Genomic DNA, 18,281 nt, shown 5'->3' with positions numbered 1-18,281 from the left:
ATCACAAATATACCCGCTCGGCTGGGTTGAGGACGCCTTTCGCACCAATATTTTCAATTTTTCCTTAGTTTCTTGCATGAAAGAGTCGCGCAAGCGGTATTCAGTCTGTATAGAGACGAGGGATCAGCACCTCGCGTTGCATATGTGAGGCTGCTTGCGATCCTTGGGTTTTTTTAAACGGCTGTATGCCGGACCGAGGAGTTTTCTCAATGGCGAATGTAGTTGTCGTCGGGTCGCAATGGGGCGACGAGGGCAAGGGAAAGATCGTGGACTGGTTGTCCGAACGCGCCGATGTCATCGTGCGCTATCAGGGTGGTCATAACGCGGGTCATACACTTGTTATCGATGGCGTCAGCTACAAGCTTTCGCTTCTTCCATCCGGCCTTGTGCGTGGCAAACTGAGCGTGATCGGTAATGGTGTTGTGGTTGACCCGCATCATTTCGTCATGGAAGTTGAAAAGCTGCGTGCGCAGGGGATCGAAATCACCCCTGACGTTCTGCGTATTGCAGAAAATGCACCGCTGATTCTGTCGGTTCACCGCGAACTCGACGCGATGCGCGAAGGGGCAACCGAAGGCCTTAAGATCGGCACCACCAAGCGTGGCATCGGCCCTGCATATGAAGACAAGGTTGGCCGTCGCGCGATCCGCGTAATCGATCTGACCGAGTTGGACACGTTAGAGCCAAAGGTTGAGCGTCTGCTTGCGCATCACAATCTGCTGCGCCGCGGCATGGGCCTTGAAGAAATTCCTGTTGCGACCATTCTTGAAGAGCTGACCTCGGTTGCGGACAAGATCCTTCCCTATATTGATCAGGTCTGGCGTGTTCTCGACGAACGCCGCAAGGCTGGCGACCGCATCCTTTTTGAAGGTGCGCAGGGCGCGCTGCTTGATAACGACCACGGCACCTATCCGTTCGTGACCTCTTCGAACACCGTTGCCGGTCAGGCCGCTGCTGGTTCGGGCCTTGGTCCAACAGCAATCGGTTATGTACTTGGCATCACCAAAGCTTACACGACCCGCGTTGGAGAAGGCCCGTTTCCGACCGAACTCAACGATGAAATCGGCGAATTCCTTGGCACCAAGGGCCATGAATTTGGCGTGGTGACGGGTCGTAAGCGTCGTTGCGGCTGGTTCGATGCGGTGATCGTTCGTCAGACGGTTCGCACTTCGGGCATTACCGGTATTGCATTGACCAAGCTCGACGTTCTCGACGGTCTTGAAGAAATCAAGATTTGCGTGGCTTACGAGCTTGATGGCAAGCGCATCGACTATCTGCCATCCTCGATGGGTGCGCAGGCGCGCGTCAAGCCGATCTATGAAACGCTGCCGGGCTGGTCGGAAACGACGGCAGGCGCACGTTCGTGGAACGATCTTCCGGCGCAGGCAGTCAAATATGTTCGTCACATTGAAGAACTGATCGGTGCTCCGGTTGCAATGCTTTCGACAAGCCCAGAACGCGAAGATACTATTCTTGTCACGGACCCGTTTCAGGACTAACTTATTTTCGTAGCAACATTATTCTGAAAAAATCCCCGGTTTGTCATCATGGCTGACCGGGGAATTTTTTAAGGTTTTTTTGCGATCATTTTGCAAGGCCTTGCTTAATCGTGCCGTAGGCCTTTGCTTTCTATCGATTATTGTGATTATTGAGATATTTATTGCATTTCGTACTCGCGGAAACTGGGTAAGACGGCATGGCTGATTTTGTAGCGGTTCTGAAAAAGACAATCGATGCGCAGGCGGACAAATCGCCGGAGCTGCGCCAGCGCGTCTATGCAAAGGCACGTGCAACGATTGAACAGAAGCTTGTGACGGCTAATGCCTCGCAGTCCGTGGCTGTTCGCCAACGCAAAATTCTTGAAGATGCGATTGAAGAAGTCGAAGCTTTCTACGCACCGCCTGCTTCGGTGCCTGCGCCCGAAGAGCCGCAGAGTGATGCACTCGAAGAGTTTCTGCACGAATCAACCCTTTCTGCTGCAACCTCTTCCTATGATGATGAGGTTCCGTTTTCGGCAGATCGCCGTGCCTCCGATAGTAATGGCGATGATGACGGTGATGCAGCGCCCGTATATGCGCGCCGTCCGGATGAATGGATTGTGGAACGTGATCGGGATGGTGAGGATGAGCCAGCCTCTTCGCGCCGCAGAGAATATGCCGATGCTGATGGTTCCGGGACAAAGCGTTCCTACACTGGTTTGATGATTGGGCTTGTCGCCCTTTTGGTGGTTGGTGCAGGCGGTTATGCGCTCTGGAGCAACAAGGACACGTTGCAGGAAATGGCCTCCAGCCTTGGCCGCAGCGATGCGCCTGCAAGCAGCGATACGACGACAGCGCCGTCAGATGCGAACACATCACCGGCAGCCACCGAGCCGCAGCAGAATGCACAACAACCATCGTCTGAAAACCAGAAGATGACGCAGCGTCTGATGCCCGATGGCAGTGAAGTGGATAATGGCCCTTCGGGTGGTGATGCTGGCATTGGTGAGGGCAAGTCCACCGCCGCTTCAACGCCTGGTAATGAGCAGACAAACACGCAGAATCAGCCGCAGTCTCAGCAAGCCGTCGCTGTTGGCCAGCAGGCGCTTCTTTACGAAGAGCGCGGCGGAACAGAAACCGGTTCGGTCGAACGCGGAAATGTGGTCTGGTCTGAGATTGAAGAAAGCCCAAGCGAAGGCGAACCGGCAGCGCCTGCCATTCGCGCAACGGTGACGATGCCTGAAAGCAACGTCGAGCTGAAAATGACGATTCGCAAGAACACCGATCAATCCATTCCAGCCAGTCATCTGATTGAGATGGTGTTCACAGTGCCCGAGAATTTTGTTGGCGGTGCGATTGATAATGTTCAACGCATTACTTTTAAGGATACTGAGCAGGCCGCCGGCAATCCCCTGATCGCCGTACCGTCGAAGATTGCCGATAACTTCTTCATTATCTGGCTCAACGATGCAAAGACCGCGCAGGATACCAACCTTTCGCTGATGCGCCGTCTGCAATGGATCGACATTCCGATTTCTTATCGCAATGGTCGCCGCGCCTTGATCAGCCTGGAAAAAGGCGTTCCGGGCGAGAAGGTCTTCAATGACGTTCTGGGTGCCGGCTAAGACTTAAACCGGAATCAGAAAAGGCCGCTTGAAGCGGCCTTTTCTTTTACCCGATATTTCGTCCGGTTACTTCTTTTCAGAAAAAGCCTTAATCGCTTGAGCGACTTCGTTTGCAGCGGTTTCAGCATTGTCAAAACCGTTCAACTCAACGAGCTTTCGGCCTTCTGGCAGCTGCTTATAAACGCGGAAGAAGGCTTCAAGGCGCTGCTGCTCAATCTTAGGAAGGTCTGAAATTTCTTTGATGGTGTCATAGGTCGGGTCGATTTTTGAGGTCGGGACGGCCACAATCTTGTCGTCCTTTTCGCCGCCATCAATCATCTTGAGAACGCCAATTGGGCGAACCTTGATGATGGCGCCCGGAACGATCGGCTCACGGGTATAGATAAGGGCGTCGAGTGGATCGCCATCGCCTGCCAGCGTGCTGGTGATCGAACCGTAATTGGCTGGGTAGACGACTGGCATCGACTGATAGCGATCAACCACGATGTGGCCGGTCTTGTCATCGATCTCATATTTGGTGAAGCTACCCTGAGGGATTTCAATGGCAGTGTAGAATTCTTTTCCGTCCTGCTCTTTCTGAGGATAATCAAGATAAGAGACATATTCAGAAGCAGATACAGCAGTGGCAGCGCTCAGAGCAAACGTTGCAGCAAGCAGGAGCTTTTTCATTGGGAGACCTTCAGGCTTCGGTGAAATATGTACCGTTGCCTAAAGACATTCCATTACAGTTATTTGACAGATTCTTATTGATTGGATGACAGAAACGAAACTGCCGCAAAATGGAAAGATCCATTTGCGGCAGTAACAATCCGAATTTGTCAGGTTCAGGCGTGTGCATCCTCAACATGATTGAGTGCCTTTTGCTGTTTGAAAGCTGCAGCCTTGACTGCAGCCTGGACTTTTTCAAAAGCGCGCACTTCGATCTGACGCACGCGTTCGCGGCTGATTCCGAACTGGCCGGAAAGATCTTCCAGCGTCATTGGATCTTCCGAAAGGCGGCGTGCCTTAAAAATAAGCCGTTCGCGTTCGTTCAGTGTATCCATTGCCTGTTCAAGCAGCGAGCGGCGGCTGTCCAGCTCGTCCTGTTCGATCAGAACCTGCTCCTGGCTGCTGCTATCATCGACAAGCCAGTCCTGCCATTCACCCGATTCACCTTCGGCTGCGCGCAAAGGAGCGTTGAGCGAAGCATCGCCCGACAGACGGCGGTTCATCGAGACCACTTCGTCTTCACTGACCTGCAGCTTGGTTGCGATCTGCTTGACCTGATCCGGGTTGAGATCACCATCATCGAGCGCCTGAATCTTACTCTTCATCTTGCGCAGATTGAAAAACAGGCGCTTCTGATTGGCCGTCGTGCCCATCTTCACAAGACTCCACGAGCGCAGGATATATTCCTGGATCGAAGCCTTGATCCACCACATTGCATACGTGGCAAGACGGAAACCCCGTTCGGGTTCAAAACGCTTGACTGCCTGCATCAGGCCGACATTGCCTTCGGAAATAACTTCGCCGATTGGCAGGCCATAGCCGCGATAGCCCATGGCGATTTTTGCCACAAGACGCAGATGGCTTGTCACAAGCTTATGCGCAGCCTTGGGGTCAGCATGTTCATGATAACGCTTCGCCAGCATATATTCTTCCTGTGGCTGAAGCATGGGAAAGCGGCGAATTTCTTCCAGATAACGGGTAAGCCCGCCGTCACCGGATGTAATACTTGGAAGACTAACCTGGGCCATAAAGCACCCTCCTTTATAATTTCAGGTTCCCGTCTGGCGAACCTGTCACGCTGGCTGCCTCCTGCACTTCCTGCGTGAACTTACATATATAGGTATGATTTTGGCGAAAACACGATCTTTAAACCCATGAAACAATGTGTCACTAGAATGTGAACGCCAGCCGAAATTCGCATGACGGCTGGCTGTTTCCGAGCCGGAATGATTGACAGGGCCCTATATAGAGTGCTGGCGGAAATTTTCCAGAAGCTGCTGCATATCTTCGGGCATGTCCGCTTCAAAACGCATCAGTTCTTCTGTTGTGGGGTGGGTGAAGGCAAGAAGCCTTGCGTGCAATGCCTGGCGTTGGAAGCCATTTACGGCATTTTTAAGCGGCTCTGGCAGCTTGTTGGCCTTGGTTTTGTAAGCGCCGCCATAATCCATATCGCCAACCAGTGGATGACCAATATGGGCCATGTGCACGCGGATCTGGTGTGTTCGGCCTGTTTCAAGACGGCATTCCACCAGCGAGGCAAGTGAGGTTGCATCCTCTTGCGGCGCAAATTTTTCAATTGTCGCATAATGGGTGACGGCATGACGGGCATCTTCACGCTCTTCATTGACGACAGCCTGCTTGGTGCGATCGCGATGCGAGCGTCCAAGATAGGCGTCGATATAGCCCTGGGGACGCTCGGTCATGCCCCAGACAAGCGCGAGATACGCGCGTTCCAGATCGCCAGTGCGGCCATGGTCGGCAAATTGCTCACTTAAATGCCGGTGGGCGTGATCGTTCTTGGCAACAACCATCACGCCGCTGGTGTCCTTATCCAGACGATGCACAATGCCCGGGCGGCGAACACCGCCGATGCCGGACAAGCTATCGCCACAATGGTATATCAAGGCATTGACCATTGTTCCCGTCCAGTTGCCATTGCCTGGGTGCACGACAAGCCCCGCGGGCTTATTGATGACAATGAGATCATCGTCCTCAAAGAGAATATCGAGTGGGATGTTCTCGCCTTGCGGATCGGCCGGTTCAGGCTCGGGCAGCACGACGGTAATCTTCATACCTTCGCGCAGCTTCTGCTTTGCGCTGCTGGCAGGAACACCATCGAGGGTCACATGGCCCTCAGCAATCAGGGACTGGACGCGACTGCGGGAGAGTTCCGGCCCCAATGCTGCGGCCAACCACTGGTCTAATCTCTTGCCCGTAGCATCCGTGTCGGCAATTAGTTCTTTCAATTGTCTCTTCCCTTCGTTATCACGCGCCACGCGGGTGCATGAACCGGAGTCATTTAATGCAGGATCCACACTATCCCAGATATCAGAATCAGCAGGATTCAGGATATCAGGACTATCAGCAGGGCTATTATCCGGACCAACAGCAACCGGAACCCCCGCTTGATCCGGCGATGGAGAAGGTCCGTCGCAAGATGATCCGTCTGCTTGCGGTTTCCATAGGTGTTATGTTGATTGGTCTTATGGCTGTGCTTGTCGCAGTTGTCTACAAGATCAATCGCGCACCGGAAACTCCGCCTGCGGCTGAGGCGCGTTCTGACATCCCTGGACAGGTTGCGGAACCTCTTAAGCCGGAGCCTCCAAAGCTGATTGAATCGCAGATTGAGCTTGCGCCGGGCACACGCTTGTTGTCGCAAAGCCTTTCCGGCGAGATGCTTTCCCTGGAAACGCTTCTGCCGGATGGCGGTACTGAACTCATTATTTATGACTATCGCGAATCACGAATTGTGGGGCGCGTTAAGCTTGGCAATGTAGAGTGAACGGGATTTCCGGGCGGCGGTTTTGCCGCCCATATTATTTCTAGATGCTGGTCTAGATACTGGCATTGCGCTTTTTCGCGGTCGAGGCTATATCAGCAACGACGATCCAAACTCCGCGCCCATCGTCTAGCGGTTAGGACGGCGCCCTCTCACGGCGCAAACAGGGGTTCGATTCCCCTTGGGCGTACCAATAAAATCAAACACTTAAGTTAATGATAGAGAAAGTCGTCTAATAACCGTCAAATAAGCGGTTTCTGAAAATGCTTTCGGACTTATCTTTCCGACATACTTTGAATGTCGGAGTGTGGCAATCTGTCGTTGTCTGGCCGACCACTCGAATGTCGTGTCTAATAGCGCCAACACGCCAGCCTAAGCGCCCTCTCCAATGCGCAGCGATGTGTCCATTCACCAAAACGCAGTATTTTGGTGATGAACTTGAACTCGGCTTGATTTGGACAAAAGGGGCACTACCAATGGAATGGATTTTTATTCACACACTGACATTCACCTTCATGTCGGTATTTTCAATGGTTAATCCTATTGGCATGGCTCCTGTGTTTCTGGCTCAAACCAGTCGCCAGCCCAAAGAGGAACGTCACAAGCTTGCCTATAGGGTGGCCTGTTACGGAGCTATCCTGCTCATCATAACGTTGTTCATCGGTCCAAGCGTCCTCCAGTTCTTTGGTGTCGCTCTTGCCGATATACAGGTGGCAGGAGGGATTTTCGTATTCTTCACTGCTTGGCAAATGCTAGTTGCGGACCCGGCACCACCAGCGGGTGTAGCAGAAGCGCCTACTGGTCGTGATAAATCAGCAGATATAGCATTCTTCCCATTGACGATGCCCATCACAGCCGGGGCCGGTACGATTGCTATCATCCTCACATTATCGAGTAAAATGGAAGGTAGCCTACAGAACGAAGTGGCATCTTACGCCGGTGCGGTTGTCGGAATCGTCTTGGTCTTTATCTGCGTTGCAATTTGCTACAGGTACTCAGACGCAATCTTTAAGAAAATCGGTCCAGCGGGAACGGCGGTATTGACGAGGCTAACCGCATTCTTGCTCTTGGCTATCGGCGTCTCCGTGACATGGGGCGGCTTGAGCAGCTTGATACTATCCTTGAAATAAAAGCAAGGCCACAAAACCATCCGCAACGGGGTGTCTCCAGATTTGGAGAGAGCGGTCACTTTTTCTGCTCGCGTTATGATGTCACTTAAATCGGTGTTTCTCTCGCGTAGTGATGTCAGATTAATCGGTGACGCCTCGCGCGCGTGCGCGTATTGGTCCCGAAAGTCGTTTTTCGGATAGTTCCGAGAAAGGGTGTCGATTGAACTGATACCCCCGGTAAATTCTTACCGAACGGCCTGCACGGGCACTACACCCTTGCAGATAGCGCTCCACGGTGGGGCACGTCACCCGTACAAAATTCGTATGCTTGGTTTTTCTGCTTATAACGAATGAAGGTCTGCTCAATTTTGAGCATACCCCCTCCTTAAAATTCAGGAGACCTTAAAAGGCGCTGGCACCGATAAGAGGTCGCTACAGATTTCATACCAATCTCAGATGCGACGGATTTCGTCGGATGACTTAAAACGATGGACGTTATACCTGCACCCGCCTTAAGGTATGCGCAGAGGCTTGAGCTTTCCGGTCTATTTGGTTTCTTCTAAAAGCTTGATGAGGCGTTCGTGAGTTTTTTTCATATCGTATAGGTGCTCAACAACCAAACCAAGGCAGATCAAAACCACACCTGATAAACATAGGCTTATGCCGCAAGACAATAGAACAAGCCTATCGTTACCTGTCTCTCCAACGCCGAAAACAGCAATCGTCAATCCGGGGATTAATGCGAGTATGCCAATAATTTTTATGAAAAGGCCCATTTAATCCCATGCTCTCCCGCAAATTAGCATCTGTGGTTTAGTTGCCCACTGCCAAAGCGGCCAGTTCGTTAATTCTCCGGTCAAGAAGCGTTTGATCTAAATCACGTCGGCGCTCGTACTCTTCAACCTCCTCGGCGTGTATATCCGCATTAGGATTTTGAAGTCGCTCAATGAGGTCAAGGTGTTGGTGGTGGCGCTCGATATTTGCTCTCAATGCCTCAATACGGCTTTCAAGAAATTCGCGAATGTTTGACATGAAACCACTCCCACTGTTTACCGCAAGCTGGCAGAGGTGCTCTTGGTGGTCAAGGGGGCAATAAAAAACCCCACCGAAGCGGGGTTTGACTTGCAAATTTACTTCTTAGGCGGACCTACGCGGTCGAGAAGTTTGTAAACAACCTCGGCGCACTCAATCGTCGACTGGTCTTCTGCACACTTTACGTCGACCTTATACCCCTTATCTTCCACGCGGATATGTGTGGACTTATCAGGGGCGCGGTGCGGTCCACCGTGTGGAGGAGGTGGTGGCGGTGTTCCCGGTGCACCAGCTTCGGGAGGTGCAGGCGGCTTAGGTGGCTCCTGCGCAAGTGCCGAGCCGGAAATCATTGCAAATGCAGCGGCAGCAATAAGAACGTTCTTCATTGCATTACTCCTATAGGTGTTTGCGCATAATAAACATCCACGCCACATATATGTTCCGAGACAATATGATGACATTTCTGTCACGCTAACAATATTTGCTCCAACCATAGCAATTGCTCAAAAGCGAGATGTAGCCTAAATCCGTCTCATGATTACGATTTCTTGGTGGTTTGCCATCATTTTTTACATGTCGATCTATTGGCCTGTCACAATCTTGGTGGCTGGTTCAATCGTAGCAACCGCGTTCATGGCAACGAACAGCGTTGGCTGGCGTGTAGTTTGGTCCACAGTCGCTGTTCTGCTCATTACGCCAGTCATCTGGTTTTTTTCCGTTGCATAAAAAAGCCCCGGCATGTCTCCCAATGTCACGGGGCTCCTTGCCTAAGAGCCAAAGGGTTTTAAAGACCCCAATTCATTTTCGTCTGGCGGGGTGCGTCCAAGTTGGGCAGACCTTCAAATTGTTCCGGCTAAGCTAGTAGATTGATAAGATTGAGCAGATAAACAATTGCTTGAGCCATTGCCGCCGCTGCCGCCGCTGATGCTGCCGCCTTGTTGTAGCGCGTAGATTTTAGCCATTGCTTGCGATGCGATTTCAAATTAGCCGAAAACTGCTCAACCCATTCATCTGAAAGGCTGCCTTCTTTGTTCTTGTGATGTTTCGTGGGTGCGATATCCGGAATATCAATATCGGCTGAGCGAAACCACAAGATGGCGGCGGCAATACCTGCAAAGACGGAAACTATGTGTAGCGAGATAATAAGAGCGTGCGTCATCATTGCGATTATTCCGGTATTTCGTGCGATTTAGTTAGATGAGTAAGAAAGCTCATTGGCTATGCAAATCGCTGCCATGACGGATCAATAAGGCCTTTTCAAGCTAACTCATGAAACCGCGTCGCATTCCACCTTGGGAAAGTCTGCCGACCTGACTTGTAAGCAATTGCCCACAAGTGGCAACGAGCAATTTTACCTCTCTCCCCACAGCGGGGCGCTGGCATCCTGCCATGCAAACAGTTTCACAGCTTCCCCGTAAATTAGCTTATTTAGGCTCTGACCAATGAAGCGACCTGCCTTACCTTGTAAGCTTTTCGGCAATGTTCCTCGCAGTATGGCTGTCCAATTTGGACTGCCTCACCACAGAAAAAGTGAAGCTCTCCAGCGTGCGCCCGATTGACCGGCCACTTACATTGATGGCGCGAAAGGTCAACGAGTGGGAAACCTTCATGCAGGCTGGTCAGCTTATCGAGCATGGGAAGCACCTCCGAAAGCTGGCTGCTTCTCCAGTGCTTCGATGCGCGCTCTGACGAACGCCGGTGTGAGCAATCCATTCATCAGGCGTTTGCGGCAACCATCCAGCACGCGCTCATGCATCTGGTTCAAATCTGAGCCAAACACGGTCGCTAAAAATTTATCGGCCTCTTGCTGTGATGATGGAGCCGAAAATGGTGTGCTTTCATCCTCACCGTTTGCAGCGAGTGCGTACCCGTTTTTTTTCTTTGCCGGGAAGTCGGGGGAGCTTGCTACAGCGCTTTTGATTTGCGCGCTTCGCTCCCCCTCAACGTCACCCATAACTGGAGAACCGTCGCTCACTTCATAGCCGTTTATTACAGGTAATCCTGTAAGGTATTCCTTAAAGGTAATTGGTGGCATTTTCTGCCCACCTTGGTCGGCACTTTCTGCCATCCTTGGTGGGCATTTATTGCCGTCCTTGTCATTTTCAGGGTGGGCAACTTCTGCCACCCTTGCAGCCTCAAGGTGGGCATTATTTGCCATGCTGGATTGCGGCTTATTGCGTACATTCTGATCGGCTTTAATCTCGCGCTGGCGTTCTTCCAATTCCTGAACATACATCTGAACTCGCTCATGATGCGGGTTGTCGATGCGATAAACCGTGATGCCATTTCTCCGGCCAACGGGTATGAGATAGCTGTGTTGCTCAAGCAGTCGGCGGGCCTTAACTGCCGTATGATGCGAACGTAGACCAGCGCGGATAAAGACACGGCTGTTCGATGCATAGGCCGTTGTCGCCTGCAATGTCTTCTTGTCGATGGTGACAAGGGACGCATAGACGATAATCAGATTGAGGCATTGACCAGCGCGCAATAGCGGATCGGCTGCGACGGTCTCAAAGAGCGAGAACTTGAACGAGGCCAGTTCCTGCTTTGCCTGTTCGAACGCATTAGGGAACTGACGGCGTGGGAAGGCGTGAACCTCGGCTGATGAATTGGCGAACTGGCTCATGCGCCTATACCTCCCGGCACTTTGCCGAAATTCTCGCGCTCATCAACGAAGTCCTCGTCGGTGTCTTCAAGGTCGGCATCCCCGTCAATCTGATCAAGAAGCGCGATAGCTTCCTCAATCCATTGCTCCAGAAAAAGGCGGCGCAGTCGGTTAATGGCTGGGCTAGTCATTTCGTGCCTCCATTCTTCGGGAATAAGGCGAAAGCAACGCGCCGCGCGGCTTTGAGAATGAGAAGCGCCAGAACAACCCGGATGAGTTTCATGGTTAAAACTCCCCCACTTTGCGCACGAGCGCTGCATCAAGTGCCGCTTCATACCGATAAACAATTTCGCCGCCTGAAAAGGGTATGCGGGGATCGAAACGAAAGCATCGCCCGTCATTTTTGCAGTCATACGGACTAAAGCGAACGACGCTTAAAATCTGAACCTTCCCCGCATCCAGCACCTCATAATATCCATCGCCCTGCCATTTTTCGGGGGGGTGGGAAGGCACCGGCTCTAGGGTGGCTCCTTTCGCAACAGCAGGCAGCGCAACAGCGGCGCTTGCGGCAGGAAACAGTTTGAGGAAAAATCGCCGGTTCATGCTGTCACCTCAAACAACTTATCCATCTGGAGGCAGGTTTCTGTTGCCCTGTCGCGAGTGACGACGGCTAACGTGGTTGCGAGCCTCACCCTGTCCTTGGCGTTTTCAGGCAAATGTGAAGGGCTTACTTCCAAAAGGTTCTCGGCAATCGCTTCGAGCAAGTCTCGAAGAAAAGTCACCTCACAATGCAAATTGTTTAAAAGCAGGGAGCGTTCGGCCTCTGAACTAGGATCAATCATGATGACGCTCCCTTGTTCGACCAGCAGACCAGCACATAACCAGCCTCATGATTAATGTCTGTTCGGTAAGATCCGCCGTGAAGCTGCTGCATCAGAAAAGCCAAATCGTCGGAGGCTTCCTGAATGGTGCGCGCAATGGCCTGTCCATCTTGGACAGATTGACCGAAAGTGTCTGCCACTATCTTGTTATTGATCGAAGTCATTGAACGACCTCCAACGCCTTGAGCATATCCGCATGGGCTGCAAAGGCTCGGCGGCATGTATCCGATGTAGCGAAAAGAATTTCGTCGCGAAGGCCAGCAGATAGGCAGAAGACATACTGACCATGCTCATTCTTGCTGGCGAGCGACAATGACAGCCATTTCTCAACCGCTCCCTCCATGATGGAAGCCATGTTCTTTAACTCCCAAAGAGCGCCGTTCAGGTCTTCTAGGCGAACACATGCTTCATCTGACAAATGCTGCTCATTTTTAGACAAGCCTTCGGCGTTAGCCGGAATGGTGCGTTCCGTCATTGGACTTCTCCAGATTTTCAGAATTGGTTAGATCGGTCTTGCCCTTGTCGGGCATACCCTCTCAGAGGGGTTCCCAATAACCGTCACAGGCGTCACAACCGTCACAGTCATTGATTTTATTATGTTTTTTCGTGACGGTTAGAAATCCGTGACGATTGCAACCGTCACACTATGCCGCCAGAAGCCTTGAAATCTGCGCTTCCATATCGCGGCGGCGGCTCTGAATATCGACGCTCCAAGGCTTATAGGAAAGCATTTCAATCTGTTCGCGAAGGGCTTCCACCTTTGCCAGTACCGGATTGCTGATGCGCAGAGCGGCATCCTTTGCCCGCTTCCAAGATAGCATCAGGAGCCAGTTAAACGTGCCGCGATTGAAAACGCGCTTGCCGTACTGGCGGCGATAGCTGGCCCATGCTTCATTCATGATTACTGACAGGTTGAACATTTGTGGCTCCATAAACATTTTGTGTTTATATATAGACACTATTTGTTTACCATGGTCAACATTAAAAATTTACATATGAGCAAAAAATGTTTATCCATAATCAAAAATTGAGGAACAGCTATGGACGCCAAACAAATTCGCGCAGCCCGCGCTCTATTAAACTGGTCACAAGGTGCGCTCGTTGAAGCCAGCGGCCTTTCGCTAACAACAATCCGACGCATGGAAGATGATGCTATAGGCCCACAAAGAAGCTCTGCCGGGAACGTCGAGACCGTAATAAAGGTGCTTGAAGCAGCAGGCGTCCAATTTCTCGAAGATGGACAGGTGGCAAGCGGGCCGGGAGTGGCGTTGAAGAAATGAACAAGGGGCAAAAGACACTCGATCGCAGGACCTTGTTTGAATTTAGATTTTTTGCTGATAGTGATTTGCGGTGTCGGGGCGGCACCGAGGGGGATTAATGAATTACGTAACGGCTCTTTTAATTGGCGCTGCTCTAGGCATCATCCAATTTGCGGTCTCTTCTCAGAAAAAAACCGACTAGGAATGGCCATCCCATTCAAGCATTGGTCGTTTTAGTTTCCATTGGTGGGTTAATCTACGGAACCATTATTTGGCTCATTGCCAAACTGTTCTAAACTCCGCGCCAGCCGAAAAGATTCTTTCTTTTGCGTTTTTCTCTTATTATGGGATGATCGGTAAGCGTAGGTGAGGTGTGACCATCGAGCTAGCGCGGCCCCAGTATGGACCCCCGTGCTGCTGGGGTTTTTATTTTAGCTTGCAGGGGACGGTGGTCATCAAGTGATAAAGAAAAACCCCGCCGAAGCGGCTCGTGTTAGGATGTAAGAGTCCCTCGGGATGCTGCTTCGTTTAAAAACCTCTCATTCGCTGTTACAACGTCAATAGAGCAGTCGATATAATCGAAGTCGTCCGTCACCAATACTATACCGCTCGTAGAGCATTGATTGCGGATTATGATATCCGAGAAATCAAGGCGGCCTTTAGCGGAGTCTTCCAAAATACCACTGATGTTTGTTTGGTGGTCACAGGCGGCATGGAATTGAGCTTCTTTTATAAAATGCAAGCAAGAGTCTCTAATCGTTTCCATGAATTCGATGAACTCTGGGGTAGTTCTTCTTTGCTTGTAAGGTATCGTTTGGTTTTCTTCCGCCGCGCAAATATTATGATGGTCTTTACAGCTTCTGTTAAAAAACTCCCCTAGTATGTAGTCATTTATCACGACCTCATTCTTTTTTTCTTTTAATACTTGGAAGTAATAATCGCTATAAGTCTTTGATTTGGGTCTGCCATCGTACCCATCGATAAAAATATAGACATTTGTATCAAATAAAATTTTACGACCAGTAAAACAGCAACCATCCCCCGCATTATAAACTGCCATTTTATTCGCCCCGAGTAATTTTTAATGCGTTTTCTACCAGTTCTGGATTCCTGAAGTATGTTTTTGCTCTATCCGTTACCAACTTTAGCCGCGTTAGGTGCCAAGGCTCAAAATCCGTTGGCGCATCCAGATGAGCTTTTATGAAGTCTTCGTCAAAGTCACCGTACATTTGCCCTATTGCAGCATTCAAAAAAGCTGTAGTCATGCGCGTAACGCCGTAAAATGATAAAGTCACTCGATGCCCAGTCGAAAGAGCATCGTAAATTCTATCATAGACCTTTTTACCATCGTCAGCAGCTACGCATATTCCGCCGTCGATAATCTTTGATATTTGAATTTTTTGTGTTTTCATTGGCTCTTACCAGATGTCATCTTTGGAAACTGGCGCTTTAAGGTCATATGATTTTTTGTCCGCTGAATTAATTTCTATAATAACACACGTGCCTGGGAACTCATAATCCAGCTTTTTCGTTACAACTTCTTTACCACTTTGGCACCAATATCCACTCTTTGATGAAATAATCAGTTTGCCTGAATTTTTCGATATAAACTCCTGAAGCACGGCAAGGCCCAAGCCGCCCGGAATATCACCCTGCCGTGAAGTATTATTCTTTTGCATCGCCCAACTTATGGCTTCAGAATGATTACGTATGGGAATTCCTGCTTTTTTCAATGAGCCTACGATACCGATGCCACCATCACTAATTGAAATCGTTAGCAAGTGCTTCCTCGGATAGATTTGCCCAGCGGCTATAATTTCCACCTTCGAATATGAGTGAAGTGAACAATTCGCAAAAATTTCATCTATACCTTCATGGAATTTTCGCTGAAGTTGCAACGTCATCTTTGGCATTTCTGGTCGCGATAAGTTTCTTTTCGCATATGCCGCAAAATCTTTGCTTTCATCAAGAGTAAATGACTTGACTGGCATTGTTGTTCCATAAACGTCATCAAGCTTTCTCTTAAGGAAGCCATTCTTACTCAATATGTCTCGAATGTCATTTTTGACTTTTGTCAGTTTATGTCGATTATTCCGCAGTTTGCTGAGGTTTACTATCGTTCTCAGAGGCCCTGACAGGTGTGCATCAAACCAAGATAGTTTTGAGCAATCTATTTCAATTTCTTCATTTTCGAATGAGGAAAGGTCCTTGTGGAGTTTTCCAAGACAACGAAATGTCTCTGCATTATTTCGCAATTCATATGATGATATACTAACTACTCTAGCCATACACACACCCCCGCCGACATGCACTTGTCAAACTCGTCCCAGAAAACAGCCTTTTTAAAATCAAATCTCTTTCACTGAATAATGCACGTCCCCTTCCAATCGCGGCATGAGCGATTAGCGCAGCCACTAACCGCTGATGCCAACAAGATTATGCAGATACCGGTGGTTATCGCTCTCATCGAGGTTGCGCTTTGATGACATGTCTCGCCGCGATTACTCCCCGCATCTTCATCATTTGCAGCCTTTGCTCTTTGCTGCACTTTCAATAGCATTCACCTTGCCTTTTGACACGGCAACTTGCCCCTCTTTATCGCCGCCAAAAGTGCTTGAAGCTGGAACGCCGATCAGGAACACGCCAACAGCATCTCCGGTTGCGGCCTCATTCTGCTGCTTCGATAGGCTCGCGAGAATGCTTCGCTCTTTTATCAATTCGCTTGCAAGAGCCTGACAGCTCAAATTGGTATAAGCGGCCATTGGAATATCGACCGGCACAATCGCGTCAGGACGCTTTGCGCACGCGGTGGAAAGTGCGCCGACAGCCAGCGTAGCAATAATAAGCTTTTTCATGAGGTTCCCCTTTGCCCTCGTTGATCTGTGACAAAGGTCGGATGAGTCGTCAATATCATGCTTTAGTAGTGAAAGCTGATCCATGCATGGACCAAGCCGCTATTCCCCGCTAAAAAGCGGTCCTTTATCCGCCGTTATAAAACGGAACCTGCGCATAATGATTACGGGTTATATCGGTGCTGCTGCTGTTAGCGTCGGCATTTACCTCATGTCGAGAAGCAAGCCACGGAAGACGCGGCTTGGTATCGCTGTCACCGTATTCTTGCTGCTTTGTGCGGTATTCACCGTCTGGTTTATCAATACTGGCGGCACTTACGGCATCATTGGCAAGAATGGCATAAAACCGGATTGGGCGAATGTATATTAATCGCTAATGATAACAAACAGGGGCACGTCCACCCGGTTTGCTGTATGCGCTATTACGTCCGCATAAACGTCCATTTCGCATTCTGTCGTATGGACAATCACACGTTCCGACATAAGCCGACCGAGTAGGCTGCCCTGATCGACGCGCTGGAGCGACGCGAGAGGCAACAGGCGGCGCAACTGCCCGAGCATTGTTAACTGCTTTCGGCGGCGCGATTGGCGGCTTTTCTGCAAGATACTGCTCTGACACCCAACCAGTACGATTGTCGTAAGACACACTGAGCCAGCCGGATCGGTAGTTCAAAACCGTCACGACTCTGCCTCGCTCGATTGAAGTGATGATTTTTGCCGAAACAGACGGTTCCTGCCTTATGTTTACGTTCGCGGTCGCATAGAGCGATTTGCCCACCAGCGGATGACGGTCACTTGATGGAGGCGGCTGATCTGTCTGCCGTGGCGAAGCCGCCTGCACGAAGCCCATCGGCTGCATCGCAGGTTCGGGAGATTTGTTAGCAGGTTGCGAAGCTACAGTGGGCGAGGATGGTACAGTTTGCGGTTCGTCTTTACCGAAAACCTTCACAAGTACGAATAACGCAGCTGCCCCTAGAATCCAGTTTTTCGCTTTCGCCAATTTTTACTCCCCCAATCCCCTTACGGATCAAAGCAAAGTTTTGGCAAGCTGTCGAGATAAGCGTTGTGCGGCGAAAGTTGAGATAGACTCTTTCCGCGTGCTGTGCTTCTGATTTCGTGGGGAAGCAGGGGGAAATTATGTCTGTTCATTATTTTCGGGCGTCAATGACGCTTGCCTTAGCGTTTGCATTGAGCGCTTGCACAACGTCGAAAGAAACGCTTCGTAACAATCCAAAGTCTGTCGGCAAAGCAGCATTGTGTAGATCGATGGTGACAACCAATGACGCTGAGTTTCGACAGGAACTTATCATCGAAGCGATAAAGCGGGGTATCACCGCTCAGCAATGCGTCGATATGGTGAGGCAACAAAACCAAGCAATCGCTGCTGGAGTGGCTATAGCTGCGGTCGGCACAGCCGTCGCAGTATGCGCAAACAATAACTGTGGTGGCGGGGGGTATCAAACCCAGAATTATGGCTACGCTTGGGATTTAATCCGCAATCAATATGGGCAACCCGTATATGTTTGCCGTAGTCGGAGCAATGGACAGTTCACGTATGATTATCATTGCTCTGGCATGGCAATGAACGATTATACGTGGCCGGGATATTAAGCTCAAAATTGCGTTGGTCCGCGACTTTTGCGACCTTGCTTTCCCTCAACCGTCGCAGTTTATTAATATCAACATTCACTGGAGGGCGGCTATGAAATATGGGGTGACTTCGGATCAGGAAGATTGGACAGACCGCGACATTATCGTGACGCTGTTCAGCGATGGAACTGCTTGCCCGCGCAACAAGGCTAAATATCTCAGCCACAAGCGGACGCCAGTGCATGAAGCTATCAAGAACGCCGAAACATGGCTGGCTCAGGAAGCGCATCAATATGAGCGTATCATCATTCATCTGATGGATGGTGCCGAGCTTCCAGAAGACTTGATATGAATTTGAAAGCG

The 18,281-nt window shown here is 50.4% G+C and carries 28 protein-coding genes, 1 tRNA gene and 1 pseudogene; 9 read left to right on the top strand and 21 right to left on the bottom strand.

The window, feature by feature from the left end:
* The first annotated feature begins 209 nt into the window (after nt 1–209).
* Nucleotides 210–1,499: an adenylosuccinate synthase gene (locus tag ABE527_RS11040; protein WP_499694519.1), complete on the top strand. Its 1,290-nt coding sequence runs from the start codon at nt 210–212 to the stop codon at nt 1,497–1,499.
* A gap of 197 nt (nt 1,500–1,696) precedes the next feature.
* Nucleotides 1,697–3,103, top strand: coding sequence for a transcriptional regulator (locus tag ABE527_RS11035; RefSeq protein WP_499694518.1), 1,407 nt, complete (start codon nt 1,697–1,699; stop codon nt 3,101–3,103).
* A gap of 66 nt (nt 3,104–3,169) precedes the next feature.
* On the opposite strand, the gene ABE527_RS11030 is transcribed toward ABE527_RS11035, so the two are convergent.
* From ABE527_RS11030 to ABE527_RS11020, 3 genes are all read right to left on the bottom strand, one after another.
* On the bottom strand, nt 3,170–3,772 hold the full coding sequence (locus tag ABE527_RS11030) for an inorganic diphosphatase (protein WP_265984774.1): 603 nt from the start codon (nt 3,770–3,772) through the stop codon (nt 3,170–3,172).
* Nucleotides 3,773–3,927: 155 nt separating this feature from the next.
* Entirely contained in the window at nt 3,928–4,839 is a 912-nt protein-coding gene (rpoH, locus tag ABE527_RS11025; RefSeq protein WP_265984775.1) for an RNA polymerase sigma factor RpoH, read from the bottom strand.
* Between the two features lie 213 nt (nt 4,840–5,052).
* A complete protein-coding gene (locus ABE527_RS11020; RefSeq protein ID WP_499696958.1) occupies nt 5,053–6,087 on the bottom strand; it encodes an RluA family pseudouridine synthase in 1,035 nt (344 codons plus the stop codon).
* Between the two features lie 26 nt (nt 6,088–6,113).
* On the opposite strand from ABE527_RS11020, the gene ABE527_RS11015 reads away from it, so the two are divergent.
* The 3 genes from ABE527_RS11015 (at nt 6,114) to ABE527_RS11005 (ending at nt 7,720) form a co-directional block, all read left to right on the top strand.
* A complete protein-coding gene (locus tag ABE527_RS11015; protein ID WP_265984777.1) occupies nt 6,114–6,593 on the top strand; it encodes a hypothetical protein in 480 nt (159 codons plus the stop codon).
* A 115-nt stretch (nt 6,594–6,708) separates the two neighbouring features.
* Nucleotides 6,709–6,783, top strand: a tRNA-Glu gene (locus tag ABE527_RS11010).
* 205 nt (nt 6,784–6,988) lie between these two features.
* Nucleotides 6,989–7,720 carry a MarC family protein gene (locus tag ABE527_RS11005; RefSeq protein WP_499696957.1) on the top strand — a complete coding sequence of 244 codons (732 nt, stop codon included), beginning with the start codon at nt 6,989–6,991 and terminating at the stop codon, nt 7,718–7,720.
* Between the two features lie 524 nt (nt 7,721–8,244).
* On the opposite strand, the gene ABE527_RS11000 is transcribed toward ABE527_RS11005, so the two are convergent.
* From ABE527_RS11000 to ABE527_RS10940, 13 genes and pseudogenes are all read right to left on the bottom strand, one after another.
* On the bottom strand, nt 8,245–8,475 hold the full coding sequence (locus tag ABE527_RS11000) for a hypothetical protein (protein ID WP_499696956.1): 231 nt from the start codon (nt 8,473–8,475) through the stop codon (nt 8,245–8,247).
* 37 nt (nt 8,476–8,512) lie between these two features.
* The gene (locus tag ABE527_RS10995; RefSeq protein WP_499696955.1) at nt 8,513–8,731 is read right to left on the bottom strand and encodes a hypothetical protein; all 219 of its coding nucleotides are present in this window, start codon (nt 8,729–8,731) and stop codon (nt 8,513–8,515) included.
* A 98-nt stretch (nt 8,732–8,829) separates the two neighbouring features.
* Nucleotides 8,830–9,117 (bottom strand): hypothetical protein, encoded by a 288-nt coding sequence (locus tag ABE527_RS10990; protein ID WP_499696954.1) that lies wholly within the window; start codon nt 9,115–9,117, stop codon nt 8,830–8,832.
* Between the two features lie 467 nt (nt 9,118–9,584).
* A complete protein-coding gene (locus ABE527_RS10985; protein WP_499696953.1) occupies nt 9,585–9,893 on the bottom strand; it encodes a hypothetical protein in 309 nt (102 codons plus the stop codon).
* Nucleotides 9,894–10,159: 266 nt separating this feature from the next.
* The gene (locus tag ABE527_RS10980) at nt 10,160–10,366 is read right to left on the bottom strand and encodes a GcrA family cell cycle regulator (protein WP_499696952.1); all 207 of its coding nucleotides are present in this window, start codon (nt 10,364–10,366) and stop codon (nt 10,160–10,162) included.
* On the bottom strand, nt 10,356–10,766 hold the full coding sequence (locus ABE527_RS10975) for a hypothetical protein (protein WP_499696951.1): 411 nt from the start codon (nt 10,764–10,766) through the stop codon (nt 10,356–10,358). The genes ABE527_RS10980 and ABE527_RS10975 overlap by 11 nt, the downstream gene beginning before the upstream one ends.
* Nucleotides 10,721–11,357: pseudogene (locus ABE527_RS10970) on the bottom strand (hypothetical protein). The gene ABE527_RS10975 and the pseudogene ABE527_RS10970 overlap by 46 nt, the downstream one beginning before the upstream one ends.
* Nucleotides 11,354–11,527 (bottom strand): hypothetical protein, encoded by a 174-nt coding sequence (locus ABE527_RS10965; protein WP_499696950.1) that lies wholly within the window; start codon nt 11,525–11,527, stop codon nt 11,354–11,356. The pseudogene ABE527_RS10970 and the gene ABE527_RS10965 overlap by 4 nt, the downstream one beginning before the upstream one ends.
* Before the next feature lie 94 nt (nt 11,528–11,621).
* A complete protein-coding gene (locus tag ABE527_RS10960) occupies nt 11,622–11,939 on the bottom strand; it encodes a hypothetical protein (protein ID WP_499696949.1) in 318 nt (105 codons plus the stop codon).
* Complete coding sequence (locus ABE527_RS10955) at nt 11,936–12,178, bottom strand: hypothetical protein (protein WP_499696948.1); 243 nt, start codon at nt 12,176–12,178, stop codon at nt 11,936–11,938. Before ABE527_RS10955 ends, ABE527_RS10960 begins: the two co-directional genes overlap by 4 nt.
* The gene (locus ABE527_RS10950) at nt 12,175–12,381 is read right to left on the bottom strand and encodes a hypothetical protein (RefSeq protein ID WP_499696947.1); all 207 of its coding nucleotides are present in this window, start codon (nt 12,379–12,381) and stop codon (nt 12,175–12,177) included. Before ABE527_RS10950 ends, ABE527_RS10955 begins: the two co-directional genes overlap by 4 nt.
* Nucleotides 12,378–12,692 carry a hypothetical protein gene (locus ABE527_RS10945; protein WP_499696946.1) on the bottom strand — a complete coding sequence of 105 codons (315 nt, stop codon included), beginning with the start codon at nt 12,690–12,692 and terminating at the stop codon, nt 12,378–12,380. Before ABE527_RS10945 ends, ABE527_RS10950 begins: the two co-directional genes overlap by 4 nt.
* Nucleotides 12,693–12,861: 169 nt before the next feature.
* Nucleotides 12,862–13,137: a hypothetical protein gene (locus ABE527_RS10940; RefSeq protein ID WP_499696945.1), complete on the bottom strand. Its 276-nt coding sequence runs from the start codon at nt 13,135–13,137 to the stop codon at nt 12,862–12,864.
* A gap of 120 nt (nt 13,138–13,257) precedes the next feature.
* On the opposite strand from ABE527_RS10940, the gene ABE527_RS10935 reads away from it, so the two are divergent.
* Nucleotides 13,258–13,497 (top strand): helix-turn-helix domain-containing protein, encoded by a 240-nt coding sequence (locus ABE527_RS10935; RefSeq protein ID WP_499696944.1) that lies wholly within the window; start codon nt 13,258–13,260, stop codon nt 13,495–13,497.
* Between the two features lie 472 nt (nt 13,498–13,969).
* Here the strand turns inward: ABE527_RS10935 and ABE527_RS10930 are convergent, their stop codons facing one another.
* From ABE527_RS10930 to ABE527_RS10915, 4 genes are all read right to left on the bottom strand, one after another.
* Nucleotides 13,970–14,536 carry a hypothetical protein gene (locus tag ABE527_RS10930; protein ID WP_499696943.1) on the bottom strand — a complete coding sequence of 189 codons (567 nt, stop codon included), beginning with the start codon at nt 14,534–14,536 and terminating at the stop codon, nt 13,970–13,972.
* A gap of 1 nt (nt 14,537) precedes the next feature.
* A complete protein-coding gene (locus ABE527_RS10925) occupies nt 14,538–14,888 on the bottom strand; it encodes an STAS-like domain-containing protein (protein ID WP_499696942.1) in 351 nt (116 codons plus the stop codon).
* A gap of 6 nt (nt 14,889–14,894) precedes the next feature.
* On the bottom strand, nt 14,895–15,764 hold the full coding sequence (locus tag ABE527_RS10920) for an ATP-binding protein (RefSeq protein ID WP_499696941.1): 870 nt from the start codon (nt 15,762–15,764) through the stop codon (nt 14,895–14,897).
* A gap of 231 nt (nt 15,765–15,995) precedes the next feature.
* Complete coding sequence (locus ABE527_RS10915; protein WP_499696940.1) at nt 15,996–16,331, bottom strand: hypothetical protein; 336 nt, start codon at nt 16,329–16,331, stop codon at nt 15,996–15,998.
* 157 nt (nt 16,332–16,488) lie between these two features.
* Between ABE527_RS10915 and ABE527_RS10910 the strand changes: the two genes are divergently transcribed.
* Nucleotides 16,489–16,698: a hypothetical protein gene (locus tag ABE527_RS10910; RefSeq protein WP_499696939.1), complete on the top strand. Its 210-nt coding sequence runs from the start codon at nt 16,489–16,491 to the stop codon at nt 16,696–16,698.
* A 3-nt stretch (nt 16,699–16,701) separates the two neighbouring features.
* On the opposite strand, the gene ABE527_RS10905 is transcribed toward ABE527_RS10910, so the two are convergent.
* Entirely contained in the window at nt 16,702–17,328 is a 627-nt protein-coding gene (locus ABE527_RS10905; protein WP_499696938.1) for an SH3 domain-containing protein, read from the bottom strand.
* 137 nt (nt 17,329–17,465) lie between these two features.
* Between ABE527_RS10905 and ABE527_RS10900 the strand changes: the two genes are divergently transcribed.
* Complete coding sequence (locus ABE527_RS10900; protein WP_499696937.1) at nt 17,466–17,939, top strand: hypothetical protein; 474 nt, start codon at nt 17,466–17,468, stop codon at nt 17,937–17,939.
* A 91-nt stretch (nt 17,940–18,030) separates the two neighbouring features.
* Complete coding sequence (locus ABE527_RS10895; protein WP_499694500.1) at nt 18,031–18,270, top strand: hypothetical protein; 240 nt, start codon at nt 18,031–18,033, stop codon at nt 18,268–18,270.
* The last annotated feature ends 11 nt before the right edge of the window (nt 18,271–18,281 follow it).

It is taken from the genome of Brucella sp. TWI432, assembly GCF_039674445.1.
GTDB classification, from domain to species: Bacteria; Pseudomonadota; Alphaproteobacteria; order Rhizobiales; family Rhizobiaceae; genus Brucella; species Brucella chromiisoli.
The sequence above is the reverse complement of the archived record's forward strand: the minus strand, read 5'-3'. Positions and strand labels throughout refer to the sequence as shown.

Coding starts and splice junctions, on each gene's coding strand:
- ABE527_RS11040 (WP_499694519.1), top strand. CDS start 210: ATGGCGAATGTAGTTGTCGTCGGGTCGCAATGGGGCGACGAGGGCAAG.
- ABE527_RS11035 (WP_499694518.1), top strand. CDS start 1,697: ATGGCTGATTTTGTAGCGGTTCTGAAAAAGACAATCGATGCGCAGGCG.
- ABE527_RS11030 (WP_265984774.1), bottom strand. CDS start 3,772: ATGAAAAAGCTCCTGCTTGCTGCAACGTTTGCTCTGAGCGCTGCCACT.
- rpoH (WP_265984775.1), bottom strand. CDS start 4,839: ATGGCCCAGGTTAGTCTTCCAAGTATTACATCCGGTGACGGCGGGCTT.
- ABE527_RS11015 (WP_265984777.1), top strand. CDS start 6,114: ATGCAGGATCCACACTATCCCAGATATCAGAATCAGCAGGATTCAGGA.
- ABE527_RS11005 (WP_499696957.1), top strand. CDS start 6,989: ATGTGTCCATTCACCAAAACGCAGTATTTTGGTGATGAACTTGAACTC.
- ABE527_RS11000 (WP_499696956.1), bottom strand. CDS start 8,475: ATGGGCCTTTTCATAAAAATTATTGGCATACTCGCATTAATCCCCGGA.
- ABE527_RS10995 (WP_499696955.1), bottom strand. CDS start 8,731: ATGTCAAACATTCGCGAATTTCTTGAAAGCCGTATTGAGGCATTGAGA.
- ABE527_RS10990 (WP_499696954.1), bottom strand. CDS start 9,117: ATGAAGAACGTTCTTATTGCTGCCGCTGCATTTGCAATGATTTCCGGC.
- ABE527_RS10985 (WP_499696953.1), bottom strand. CDS start 9,893: ATGATGACGCACGCTCTTATTATCTCGCTACACATAGTTTCCGTCTTT.
- ABE527_RS10980 (WP_499696952.1), bottom strand. CDS start 10,366: ATGCTCGATAAGCTGACCAGCCTGCATGAAGGTTTCCCACTCGTTGAC.
- ABE527_RS10975 (WP_499696951.1), bottom strand. CDS start 10,766: ATGCCACCAATTACCTTTAAGGAATACCTTACAGGATTACCTGTAATA.
- ABE527_RS10965 (WP_499696950.1), bottom strand. CDS start 11,527: ATGACTAGCCCAGCCATTAACCGACTGCGCCGCCTTTTTCTGGAGCAA.
- ABE527_RS10960 (WP_499696949.1), bottom strand. CDS start 11,939: ATGAACCGGCGATTTTTCCTCAAACTGTTTCCTGCCGCAAGCGCCGCT.
- ABE527_RS10955 (WP_499696948.1), bottom strand. CDS start 12,178: ATGATTGATCCTAGTTCAGAGGCCGAACGCTCCCTGCTTTTAAACAAT.
- ABE527_RS10950 (WP_499696947.1), bottom strand. CDS start 12,381: ATGACTTCGATCAATAACAAGATAGTGGCAGACACTTTCGGTCAATCT.
- ABE527_RS10945 (WP_499696946.1), bottom strand. CDS start 12,692: ATGACGGAACGCACCATTCCGGCTAACGCCGAAGGCTTGTCTAAAAAT.
- ABE527_RS10940 (WP_499696945.1), bottom strand. CDS start 13,137: ATGTTCAACCTGTCAGTAATCATGAATGAAGCATGGGCCAGCTATCGC.
- ABE527_RS10935 (WP_499696944.1), top strand. CDS start 13,258: ATGGACGCCAAACAAATTCGCGCAGCCCGCGCTCTATTAAACTGGTCA.
- ABE527_RS10930 (WP_499696943.1), bottom strand. CDS start 14,536: ATGGCAGTTTATAATGCGGGGGATGGTTGCTGTTTTACTGGTCGTAAA.
- ABE527_RS10925 (WP_499696942.1), bottom strand. CDS start 14,888: ATGAAAACACAAAAAATTCAAATATCAAAGATTATCGACGGCGGAATA.
- ABE527_RS10920 (WP_499696941.1), bottom strand. CDS start 15,764: ATGGCTAGAGTAGTTAGTATATCATCATATGAATTGCGAAATAATGCA.
- ABE527_RS10915 (WP_499696940.1), bottom strand. CDS start 16,331: ATGAAAAAGCTTATTATTGCTACGCTGGCTGTCGGCGCACTTTCCACC.
- ABE527_RS10910 (WP_499696939.1), top strand. CDS start 16,489: ATGATTACGGGTTATATCGGTGCTGCTGCTGTTAGCGTCGGCATTTAC.
- ABE527_RS10900 (WP_499696937.1), top strand. CDS start 17,466: ATGTCTGTTCATTATTTTCGGGCGTCAATGACGCTTGCCTTAGCGTTT.
- ABE527_RS10895 (WP_499694500.1), top strand. CDS start 18,031: ATGAAATATGGGGTGACTTCGGATCAGGAAGATTGGACAGACCGCGAC.